This window comes from Natronospira elongata, assembly GCF_034931365.1.
In the GTDB taxonomy this organism is placed as follows: domain Bacteria; phylum Pseudomonadota; class Gammaproteobacteria; order Natronospirales; family Natronospiraceae; genus Natronospira; species Natronospira elongata.
The window spans coordinates 1-11310 of record NZ_JAYGII010000056.1 but is presented as its reverse complement, the minus strand read 5'-3'; the positions used below and the strand labels follow the sequence as shown (position 1 = coordinate 11310).

Below are 11310 nucleotides of genomic sequence, written 5' to 3'. Positions count from 1 at the left end.
ATGGCCAGCACCTGCTTGCGATCGCCGCATCCATCGAGGAAGTACTCGACCAGGCACCGATCCTGTCAACGACCCTGATCGAGCGGGCCATCGATCTCGGCGCCTGGCGGATGGCCGAAGAACTGCTCCGACGGGCCAGGGCGCGTTCCTTCTATAACCAGCGAATCATCGAGATGGAAGCATTACTCCATAGCCGCCAGGGCAACCCGGAGAAGGCGATCCAGTTGCTGCGCCCCAAAAAGTACTCCGGTAGAAGCCACCAGCACGAAGCCAAGGGCATACTGGCCGGGGCCTACAAGCGGGTCTGGCAGCAATCCGGCGATGCCGGTCAATTGAAAAAGGCGGCGGAACTCTACGCCGAGGCCTGGAAGCGCTCGGAGCAGACCGATACCTATTGCGGCATCAACTCGGCCGCCTGCAGCCTGTGGATGGGGGATGCAGACAATGCCACCAGAATCGCCGCACAGGTGGAAAAAACCCTCGCACGCCAATCAAGTCACTGGCAGAAGTCCAATGGAGACGTCGGCACATGGCATTTTTATGACCTTGCCACCATGGCCGAAGCACTGCTGATTCAGCAGAAACCGGAGCATGCAGACTGGGAGCGCGATACCCTGCTCGCCGCGAAGACCCAGGGCGCGCCGCTGGCCGTCTTCCAGGGCCAGATGCAGCGCCACAGGGAAACCCTGGGCATGGACTGATCATGGCGGGCCCGTCCCTGGGCGCCTTTGGCGGTCACCACCACCGAAAGGGGTCATCCCATGAACCGCCATCCAGAAAGCTCATGAACCCCATGCCAATCAGAAACCACAACATAACCTTCTCCCTTTCATCAGCCTGAAACCTGAGCTCATTGAAGCATCCTTTTCCGATGATTTTTCAGGCTGCAAGCTTGCGAAAAGGCCGGTATCTCCAGGGCTCCACCATACTGCCCCTGTTCGTGATCAAACTGTCTGAATCTGATGAAAAGGGGAATCCCATGTTGAAAGCACGCCATATCGCCGCACTCGCCGCCGCCATCGCCTCCGCAACCGTACTCTCCGGCTGTGAACAGAGCCCCCGGAGCCTGGGCGACTGGGCGGGCGACTATGCACTCGCGCCCTGCGAGATGTCCGACCAGGAACTGGCCGAGCTCGAGATCGGCAGCATATTCGAATTCCGCGGCAGGGAATACGAACATGAACCGGAGTTGCTCGCCTACAGCCGCACCCGGCCCTACCAGCCCGCCCCCCTGTTTCCGCGGGACCCCTGGCCACCGCTGAGTCTGCGCGGGGCCGGTCGCCCGGTCGAGGCCAGTGAGCTGTCGGTGGGTGAGAGCGGTCAGCTGCGGGCCCTGTTCGAGTGGGAGGGCCACCGTCGCTTCATGTCACTGGAGCACGCCTTCGACCTGGAGCTGATCGCCGAACCCGGCCGGAACCGCCACCCCGTACTCAAGTTCTACGCCCAGCGGATGGACCCCGAATCAGGCCGGGTAGAGCGCACCCGGGACATGATCGAGTACTTCCAGGATCTGTTCGAGGCCGAATCGCTCTGCCTGACACCAGCGCCCAATCAGGGTGAGGCATAAACCAGGACGGGGCCCAGGGAGGGGCCCCGCACCAAACCACAACAGACCCCGACACCCCAGTCACTCCTGCCCTGTATCTCCCCCGAAACGCTCGCCCCCACTCCCCTTGCCCGTCTCCACGCAAGTAATCGCTCTCCCTTCTCTCCCAACGATGCCCCGATAGCCGGCCAGCGCCGGCCCCATCCTCCAGTGAACACTGAAAACGATGCCCAGGCATCTACACAAGTCACTGCTGCGCTGCCTCATGTAGGCGCCCCCGGAAAGCGCTGAGTACGCTCAGCGGCCTTGACAGGGGCGAGCCAGGACAAGCAAGGCAGAGACTGCCGCGGTGGCATTTCGGTAGTGCGGGGTGAGCAGTAGGGGCTGTCGTCGAGTAACCGGAGACCGGGATTGCCCGGGACGGTAGATCCTGAACCTGGACTGTGCCCTGCTCACTGAGGGACCGAGACAGGGCCATGCAATCAACAAAAAAACAGGCCGACCCCGAAGGGCCGGCCCGCTCTCCCCCTTTTTGGATTTCGATCTAGATCTCGATCTCTTTGAGCGGATTGTCGAGACGCCCGTCAGCCGGATAGATCGCGGCTTCCTGGATGTCAGTCCGCAGGCGCATGACATTCTGCAGGGTCCGGAATTGATGGCGAATGCCATCGGTCAGATCGGCCTCACGCGCCTCCGCCACCAGGCGCAGCCGCAGGCTTCGATTCACCGTTCCGCGCGAGTTTCGCCGCTCTGCGACAAAGGCCTCGGCCTTTTCCGGCGACATCGGCAGATAAAGATCCTGCATCACTTCGTAGTTTCGAAAGCTCATGATCACCATCGAGGAAAGCTCGTCGAGGCGCTCATGCGCGGCACCGTCCGGCTTTTCGAAAGGCGCGGAAACGCCGCTGCCACTCTGGTAGAAATAGTAGCCTTCCCCAAAGCGGGTCTCGATGGGGAAAGCCTCCCGCTCGAAGTCGTATTCTCCAAAGGAGATGTTCACCATCATGACGTACGGTGAATCATTCACGTCCGACAGCCAGGAAAGCCCCTCGGTCTTTGCCGCCTCAAGCCGCCGACGGAACTCGAACTCGTCATTGCGATAGCGGTTGTAGACCTGGCGCTGATGCTGCCGGATATACCAGCGAGCCAGCTTGTCTTCATCCTGCAGCTCATAATCCGAGAGCGATAGCCAATGCTTCATGGCGGGCTCATACTGGAAGGGCTGCAGGGCAAAAGCCTGGCCGGCAAACAGAACACAAAATGCCACGGTGGCAAGAACAAGACTACGCATATCAAATCCCCTTCATTGATTGGGTGAAACAAAAAATCAAACTTTGCCTAGGGTGAGCAAAACCACCCGGCATACATCAAATCACAGCCGCCCTGCCTGCGGAGCCAATGCAAGCTTGCAGCGCGCCTGACCCACCGGTAGCGGCATCACCGCAGAAACCAGAACATCAGCGCCGCATCTTTCGTGCTGTCGTCTTCACTGAACATGCCAAGCACGGCCAGACCCATCAGAATCCAGAACATGTCATCCTCCTTTTCAGCGGCAGTCGATCCTGCCCGGCAACACTGCCATGCAGTCTGGATGATTCAGCGGGAAATTTTTGGATTCGCAAGCTTGCAGGGCCGGCTGGCACTCAGGGCAACAGCGGATAGATATCTCTGGGCAGGGGCGACTTCACTGCAGCCTCCGACAGGGGCGACAGCCAGCCATCCCGATGCGCCATGAAGGCATGGGGATTTTCTTCTTCTTGACCCCGCAGAATCTGCAAATGAACCGCCTCAATGAGATGGATCACCGGCGCCATGTCCAGACGCGCTCCCTCTTTCACATCCACACCGTCGTAGGGCATTTGCGGCTCGCCGGCGAGCCCCGGCCGTAATGTCAGCGAGACCCGCCCGCGTCTCTCGGGATCGAAGTACAGCAGGAAATACACGGAATTGCTGCCAGAATTCTGATCCAGGGCATCGGCGATAAGGTGTGGAATGCGGCGGTAGGCGATATCCGGATAATGCCGGCCCAGGGGACGACACGGACCGGGGAAGGGAATGATGCGATCATTGCAGCCGGCGTCCGCTGAGGCCTGGCGCCAGTGATTCTGGATGGGTGTAGTCATGTGTGCTCCCGACGTTATTCCTCGCCATTCGAGCACACGATAAATCAGTCCATGATCAGGTTGGCAAAACGCAAGCTTGCAGGAATGTTGCGTAAACCTGGCCGGGGCGACAATTTTCAGTCTGTCTGATCCGTATCAGATACGGGACGCATCTCCCGGAAACGGCGCCTTGATGCAGTTGTCCTGAACAGACATTCTTTCAGTCCACAGGTGACGATTATGGTAATTGATATCCTCTCGACGGTCGCTCTCCTTCTGGTCATATCCCTCGGGCTTGTCTGGCTCGCCCGGCGAGCCGACAGGAAAAATCGAAAAAGGGCAGACCGATCGCCACGCAAAGGCGGGAAGGATCACGATGGAACGGGTTGAATCAGACCATGATCAGGCTAGATAAATGTAAGCCTGCAGAAACATCATGGGGACGCGTGATGAGCCGGGAATCGCTCAGTGGGAGCCATCCAGGCCGGGGAAATTACGCCGAGCCCATGTCTCAAGCTCGACAAAACCCAACTGCCTCGCCCCATCCGACTTGAGCTTGCCTTCAATCAGAAGTTGCCCGGGCGTCTTCACAGGCTCATCCGGCTCGGGCATGACCCAGTCATCAGACAGCGGACGCGGGCCTTTCGTATCACTGGACATGATTATCACCTCATGCAGTCAATCATCAGTTCCACGGAAACAGGGCGTCATCACCAAGTCTGATGAACTGTCTGGCGCGGAATGCGCTACTTGCGGCCCTGCCCCTTTCCACCAGGCTTCACCACCTCGAAGCAGGCAGCCTCGGATGCCACCCGGTCCTCGTAAAGGGCCCTTTCTTTCGGAGTCAGTTCACGCTTCCGCTTCCGGCCTTCGGAGTCAGTCCGGCGTTCTCTTTCCCTTGAATCCATCGTCTCGTCTCCTTCGATGATCTGGACCGCACTCATTGTACACCGACCGGCACGGAGCTGACTGGCACTTCCCCCGTGCAGGGCACGGCTAACAGCCGTGTTGCCCCTATCAAGCGGGCCCTATGGGCGGGCGGCGCTTGCCAGGAAGAGTCCATGGGCCTGTCTGAACCCTTCAGGAATTTTCCGCCAGCAGTTGTCAATTCCTACCGCCGCCGAACCAGTGCCTCCAACGCTTCCCGCTGCTCTGAATGCTTTTCGGAGTTTTCCCTGACGAGCCGCTGTATGTTTTTCAGCTTCCATTGCACTGCAGGCAGGTCCAAAGCCTGCGGCAATCCAATTGCTTCGAAATTCGGTTGTCCATCATGCAATGAGAGTAGAAAATCGGCTGCATTCTCATCAAGTCGTGACTGGATATCCGTGATCAATCGGCTGCGTGTGGCTTGAAGGCCATCTGCCGATACAGCGATTCGGGTCATGCCTGCAAATTCCTGCAGGTAGGCCCGATCCAGATCAGGGAGTCCCGGATCGATCAGTTCATGAGGTGGCCGGTTCGAGCAGGCGAGATAGACCAGGAAGGCACGAAGCAATTGATCGTCCATGCCTTCATTCTCATACAACAGGGCAATGTCAAAAAGGTCCCGGGGATGCTGTCGATCCAGCGCGGCATGCAGCTTTCCACCGTAGAGGTCCTCGAATGACACCACCTGTATCTCGGCATAACCGTATTGTTCCTGAACCGTCTCGCTGGTCTGCATTGCCTTGGGGGCATGCAGTGTGCCGCGTGCCACCGGGGACACTTCGATCTTGACCTGTGCCTGATCAAGCCTGACGAGAAGCCGGGTTTCGTGGCCACCGCCACCGGGCATCCGCCTCGGTACGGCGCCCGGCACAAGTCGCTCGACATTGCTGGCAATGCGATCCATCGCCGCATCAATTGCCGCCAGGCTTGCGGCGCGTTCTCCGATGGGCAGATAGGTCAGGTCGATATCCACGGACAGGCGGGGCAAATCACGATGGAACAGGTTGATTTCCGTTCCGCCTTTCAGGGCGAAATCCGTCTCCTCGGCAACAATCGGGAGCAGGCGGACCAGAAGGGCGACCTGGGCCATATAGACTTCACGCATTCGTACCTCCCTCGCCTCTGGCCCGGGTATAGGGCTCGGGCACGACAATGCGGTAGCGGGGGTGGAGCCTGCCTCCGCGGGTCAGCGCGCGGTCACCACGCCCAAGGTCGAAGTCGTCAGGATTCAGCCGTTTTCGCCAGGCGTGGCCATGGTAATCGGCGAATACGAAGAACAGCCGCTTGACCTTGATCTTGTTGCAATGACTCAGAAGATCCGCCAGCACTTTCGGCCGCAATGTGGTCAGCCCTTGGAAAACCATCTCCAGATTGTGGAAGGACTCGTGCTCGGGCAGCTCGTCGAGTACCTCGAGCACGGCGCGTTCCGGTGACGACAACCGCAGCGCCCAGCCCCAGGGCACCGTTGCCTGGCTGGCCGGGTCCTGCCCGCCTCGCTCCCACGTCAGGCCGATTTCCGGATCAGCGAAAAGGGCGGTTTTCCGGGTGACCACAGAAACATCCAGGGGCAGCCTGGAGAGCCAGTTGGGCAGAACGTCGCCATGGAGCCAGAGTGACTCGTTGCCCAGCGGCAGATAATGGCGATGGCCATGCAGCGCCAAGGCGGACATGGCCCCGACATGTACCGGGTAACCCATGATGTGCTGCATGGAAAGGACGCAGCTTCGCCAGTCGATTCTGTCCGGGCCGCGCCCCCCCGGCAGAGGGCGGCGAAAGACACCACGCGCCAGACGCTCCAGCCAACCACGCCGGACATACTGATAGGCGGACCGACGCCCGATCCGGTTCGCCTCCAGCCAGGCGGAGTCGACCAGAAACCCCGGCGGCACCGCCTCCAGCACTCGCTGTAGATTATCGGTTTTTTGTCTACTCATGATGGACTTCCTCGCTACCTTATAAAGAGAAAGCTAGTCATGACTTTACAGAAAGTCAATAAAGTCCATCTGAGATAGACAATAAAGGCGGAAGACAAAGAGCGGGCGAAGCCCGCCAGGGACAAGCCTCAGCACCCGCGATCGGGCGGGCCGCTCCGGCGGATGCCAACAGAACCTGTTTCGTGCGAACCCTGTTCCGTTGCTTGGGTGGGAGGGCGAGTGGCTGGGTGGCTGTGGCGTTCGCTCGCGCCGACCTGGACTGAGGTGCGTAGCAGCGCTACGCGCCGAGGGAAGGTCAAGCGAGCGGGCGCCACAGACAGCCAGACGCCGCCCAGCGTCCAGCCCGGAATCAGTACGACACGCGGAAGGAATCGAAGAAGAAGAAAAAGCCCCAAGGCTCAATCGAAGGGAGCGGTCCCATCCGACCGTCGGAACCCCCTTAATGCACTATCAAGCGGGCCACAGGGCGGGCGGAGCCCGCCAGCTTCAAGCCACAAGCCTCAAGCTGCAAGCCGTTACTACCAGCTTCCAGTCAATGACTGGCAACGCCCTACTTGCAGCTTGGCGCTTGTCGCTTGCAGCTCCCGGCGACCAGCCGGGCTTGCCCTATCAAGCGGGCCACGGATTCGGACACCCAGGAGACCGTGGCCGAGGCCTTTGGTCGTTGTCTTAATGCCCTATCAAGCGGGCCACGTATTCGGACTGGGTAGCGATGGGGTGGTGCGCGATCTGGCGGTGTCTTAATGCCCTATCAAGCGGGCCACGTATTCGGACCGAAACATGCAGAAAGAACATCGCGGGCTTCTCCCGTCTTAATGCCCTATCAAGCGGGCCACGTATTCGGACACGGCCAAGGTCGAATCGCGCCAAAAGAAGGCAGTCTTAATGCCCTATCAAGCGGGCCACGTATTCGGACCGGGCCAGACTCGTTTCCAGCGCGGCATGTTCGCGTCTTAATGCCCTATCAAGCGGGCCACGTATTCGGACGCCATCATGGCCGCCAACCCCCTCCCCCGGGGGTTCGTCTTAATGCCCTATCAAGCGGGCCACGTATTCGGACGCCGGAGTACTTCCGCTCGGCAGACGAGGTTGTCTTAATGCCCTATCAAGCGGGCCACGTATTCGGACCTGATGATGTGGACGACATCGCAGTAGGCCAGGCGGTCTTAATGCCCTATCAAGCGGGCCACGTATTCGGACCCACTCCGACCTGGACTTGGAACTGATGGCTGAGTCTTAATGCCCTATCAAGCGGGCCACGTATTCGGACTTGCACGAACGAAAAAAGCGACCTTCCGGTCGCTGTCTTAATGCCCTATCAAGCGGGCCACGTATTCGGACAGGCAGTGCAGCTTCTTCGAGCTGGGCTGCTGGTCTTAATGCCCTATCAAGCGGGCCACGTATTCGGACGTGTTGGCGGCCATTTTTGAGAAGGGCCTCGATGGCGTCTTAATGCCCTATCAAGCGGGCCACGTATTCGGACTGATGCGCCACCGAACCCTCACTCCCCATCGGCGTCTTAATGCCCTATCAAGCGGGCCACGTATTCGGACAGGCGCGTTCAGTGGACCCCTCTCGGTTGATCAGGTCTTAATGCCCTATCAAGCGGGCCACGTATTCGGACAGCTCGTAGGCCCTTATGGCTGCGGCAAGACCGCGTCTTAATGCCCTATCAAGCGGGCCACGTATTCGGACTGAGTTTGACTGGGAAACTGGTCAGTGGCTTTGGCGTCTTAATGCCCTATCAAGCGGGCCACGTATTCGGACGCGAGGGGAAAAAGGCTAAGGAGAAGGTGGATGTGTCTTAATGCCCTATCAAGCGGGCCACGTATTCGGACCAGATGATCAATTAAAAGGGAAGTATGGCCATCTGTCTTAATGCCCTATCAAGCGGGCCACGTATTCGGACCGAGAGTGAAGATCCCAAGGAGGCTCGCGCCATGATGTCTTAATGCCCTATCAAGCGGGCCACGTATTCGGACTGGCCGAGGATATCGGTCTGACAGAGTCAGGAGTCTTAATGCCCTATCAAGCGGGCCACGTATTCGGACGGCCAGATTGGTAGCCTCGGCTTTTAATCCAGGTCTTAATGCCCTATCAAGCGGGCCACGTATTCGGACTCTACGGCTCCAGAATAGCCCTGGATTCAGGGGCTTGCAAGGGGGTTTCCCGAAAATCCAAAACTGCCGCCAGGAAAAGTACATGAGCCTGCAATCTTGAGCCCTCCCTTGGGCCAATCAACCCACAAAAAGTCACATCATACCGCCCTCCAATATGACGTCTCCGAATATTCTTCTGCAACCGTATCCGGGGCCTGCTGGAAGCGTTCGGCCAGTCTGCCGCTGACGCCATCCAGTGAAAGCGGGTTGCGGACCAATGCCGGTTCCTCGCCAGCCGGCAGCTCGAGGATCTGGATGTCATCACCATCCGCCGGGTCGCAGTGGGTTTCGAGTTCGCGGGCCAGGGCGGCCATGCCGGCCTGGCTCAGGCGGGTTGCGAAAACCGAGTACTGCACCCGGAATGCATGGTCTTCAAGGCACCCGGCTATCCGCCTGCGACGGCGGGCACAAGTGATGTCATAGGCGATCAGCCAGTCACGCTTTCTGTTGCTCATGATCAAAGCTCCCGGATCAGATGGTAGATCGATTGAAGAAGCTGTCGGCGAATGCCATGCCGGAGCCCCGCCCAGTGATTGGCCACCGCCCTGCGGGCGGCAGGATTCATGCGACAGCCATGTTGCGTGGCTTTGCTGAACTGATCAGAGCGAAGAATGCCCTGGGAGAAGAGCTCCTGGGTCATCAGCTCCACCCGATGCCGCACCACTTCCATCAAATCACAGGCCAGGGCCGGGCGATTCCAGTCGGCTTCGTGGAGATAGCCCTGCATGGGGTCCAGGCCCACCTGATGGCAGACGGTTTCGGCTTCCCGCACGAGAATGGTGGAGAGGTAGGACAGCACGGCGTTGGCCGGGTCCCTGGGCGGGCGGCGGTTGCGGCCGGCAAAGCCCGCCGAGGCGGGCAGGCAGCGGCCCCAGGCCTGGAAGTAGGCGCGGGTGGCACGGCCTTCCAGGCCCCGCAGGCGGGCGAGGCTGCCGGCGGCGCCGAGCTTTCTGCGGCTGGACCGGGCAATGGCGGCCGCGCGAATCAGCTCGCGGCGGTGTTCGGGCCGGCGGCGGGCGAGCAGACGCAGGACGGCCTGCTGGCCCCTGAGACGAGCAGCCACAAAGGGCCGGGCCAGGGCAAGGCTGCGGGCCGGGTCGATGGCAGCCAGATACTGGTCGCGCCGGCGCCGGGCGGTGGCCCCGGGCGGGGCGGCCATGACACAGGCCCTGCCCTTTCTGGCCGGCAGGGCGGTGACCGGGATGCCGGCCTCGCTGAGGTGACAGAGCAGGCTGGAATCCAGTTGCACCTTGCTGGACAGCAGCAGGCCATCCATCTGGCTGAAGGGGATGCGGTGGCGCAGGCCCTGCTCATCGTGGACCAGCAGGCTCTGGCGTTCCCGGCTCAGGCGAAGGCGGGGCTTGTCAATGACAACGGTATGCATGGGCGGATCCTCTATTGTTGCTAGGGGCCACCGGCGTGGCCGGCTTTCAGATGAGAATGGCCTGATGAGGCTGGGGCGGGCCGGCCAGGCCCTGTATGGCGGCCTCTTCCGGGGCCTTTCTGACCACCGTGATGATGAGGCGGTCTTCGCGGGTGGCAATCCGGCTCAGGGCTAGGGTCAGCAGGCGGCGATCTTCCGCGCTCAGATGACAGAGGCGGACCGAGCCCTGGTAGTGGATGCAGAAGGGCTCGACCAGGCGGTCGAAGGCGATGCGGCGTTCATTGTCGCTGGTATCCCAGCTGATGAAGGTCAGTTGCGTGGCGCGGGACATGGGCCTCTCCGGTCTGGGTGAATTCACTGGTATAACGGCAAATTCATGCACCACAAGCCCCCGGCAGCGGCAACGCGACATTGCCTGTCGCATCGCCACGCCGGGCTGGTGCCCGGGCTCAATGGATCGGGATGGCGTCGGCTGACTGGCCTGGCGTTGATGCTTTCGCCGGGGTGGACGGATCGATGGATTCGATCAGCCGGGCTTCCAGGTCCGGAGACAGGCGGACACAATCACCCGCCTCGTAGACCGAGATCCAGTCACTGACCAAATACACGCCACCAGGCTCGAACCGGGCGGCAAAGCGAAAACGCAGGGGCTGAATCTCCAGCACCCCGTAACTGGGAACACCCCAGCGGCGGAAGGCGGCCTGATGCCAGTTGATACCGTTCCAGCGGCAGTGATGACGCAGGCTGCTCAGGCGGTACTGGCAGTGGCTGCGCTGCTCCCGGAGCAGACGGTAGCGACCCCGCCGGATTCGGTCGGCCCAGCCGACATGACAACACAAGGCATCGCGGTAGACCGGCCCGCCCGGCAGGTCACCGAGAAAGACATCCACGGTCACCGCCCCCTGCACACCGGGCATGAAGAATTGTTTCATGGCTACCCCCTTTTCTCTGGCTGTGGTCCCGTTGGCGAGCGGCCCATTGGACCTGCGGCCTGTTCCTGACCCCCCGTACAGGCGCGGGTTCCCCAGAAACACGCCGCTGCAAACTTGCAGTATCCGGAAGGAAGAAAAAGGGCCGTCTCGTGGCCCCGACGGTCGGTCCCCGATTCTGGAGGTGCTTTGCGGAGCAGACGAACCGTGACCGACTGCGGGCGTTACCAAGCCACTGGGCCCGCGCTGGCTGCTCCGTATTGGCCCCCGGAGCCGGGTGATTCGGTGCCGGCCTGTCCGGCCAGGCGACAGGAATCAGTGTAGTGGCC

General features: G+C 60.6%; 11 protein-coding genes and 1 CRISPR repeat array. Of the genes, 2 read left to right on the top strand and 9 right to left on the bottom strand.

Translation table 11 applies throughout. The features are described 5' to 3' along the window. Together VCB98_RS13215 and VCB98_RS13210 are read left to right on the top strand one after the other, a co-directional pair. Positions 1-701: tetratricopeptide repeat-containing protein (locus tag VCB98_RS13215; protein ID WP_346053314.1), on the top strand; the 701-nt coding region annotated here is incomplete at its 5' end. A gap of 278 nt (positions 702-979) precedes the next feature. Continuing rightward, the gene (locus VCB98_RS13210; RefSeq protein ID WP_346053313.1) at positions 980-1567 is read left to right on the top strand and encodes a hypothetical protein; all 588 of its coding nucleotides are present in this window, start codon (positions 980-982) and stop codon (positions 1565-1567) included. Positions 1568-2090: 523 nt separating this feature from the next. Here VCB98_RS13210 and VCB98_RS13205 read toward each other — a convergent pair. From VCB98_RS13205 to VCB98_RS13165, 9 genes are all read right to left on the bottom strand, one after another. Then, positions 2091-2837, bottom strand: a complete 747-nt coding sequence (locus tag VCB98_RS13205) for a DUF4852 domain-containing protein (RefSeq protein ID WP_346053311.1) — start codon at positions 2835-2837, stop codon at positions 2091-2093. 352 nt (positions 2838-3189) lie between these two features. Continuing rightward, on the bottom strand, positions 3190-3669 hold the full coding sequence (locus tag VCB98_RS13200; protein WP_346053309.1) for a hypothetical protein: 480 nt from the start codon (positions 3667-3669) through the stop codon (positions 3190-3192). 444 nt (positions 3670-4113) lie between these two features. Then, the gene (locus VCB98_RS13195) at positions 4114-4308 is read right to left on the bottom strand and encodes a hypothetical protein (RefSeq protein ID WP_346053308.1); all 195 of its coding nucleotides are present in this window, start codon (positions 4306-4308) and stop codon (positions 4114-4116) included. Between the two features lie 451 nt (positions 4309-4759). Further along, entirely contained in the window at positions 4760-5680 is a 921-nt protein-coding gene (locus tag VCB98_RS13190) for a nucleotidyl transferase AbiEii/AbiGii toxin family protein (protein ID WP_346053306.1), read from the bottom strand. Further along, positions 5673-6509, bottom strand: a complete 837-nt coding sequence (locus VCB98_RS13185) for a type IV toxin-antitoxin system AbiEi family antitoxin domain-containing protein (RefSeq protein ID WP_346053305.1) — start codon at positions 6507-6509, stop codon at positions 5673-5675. Before VCB98_RS13185 ends, VCB98_RS13190 begins: the two co-directional genes overlap by 8 nt. Before the next feature lie 666 nt (positions 6510-7175). Continuing rightward, positions 7176-8629: direct repeats of the CRISPR family, unit length 37 nt; unit sequence GTCTTAATGCCCTATCAAGCGGGCCACGTATTCGGAC. A 137-nt stretch (positions 8630-8766) separates the two neighbouring features. Beyond that, a complete protein-coding gene (gene cas2 / locus VCB98_RS13180; RefSeq protein WP_346053303.1) occupies positions 8767-9123 on the bottom strand; it encodes a CRISPR-associated endonuclease Cas2 in 357 nt (118 codons plus the stop codon). A 2-nt stretch (positions 9124-9125) separates the two neighbouring features. Then, positions 9126-10052, bottom strand: coding sequence for a CRISPR-associated endonuclease Cas1 (gene cas1 / locus VCB98_RS13175; protein WP_346053300.1), 927 nt, complete (start codon positions 10050-10052; stop codon positions 9126-9128). A 46-nt stretch (positions 10053-10098) separates the two neighbouring features. After that, positions 10099-10383: a hypothetical protein gene (locus tag VCB98_RS13170; protein ID WP_346053298.1), complete on the bottom strand. Its 285-nt coding sequence runs from the start codon at positions 10381-10383 to the stop codon at positions 10099-10101. Positions 10384-10501: 118 nt separating this feature from the next. Then, a complete protein-coding gene (locus tag VCB98_RS13165) occupies positions 10502-10984 on the bottom strand; it encodes a hypothetical protein (RefSeq protein ID WP_346053296.1) in 483 nt (160 codons plus the stop codon). Between the last annotated feature and the right edge of the window lie 326 nt (positions 10985-11310).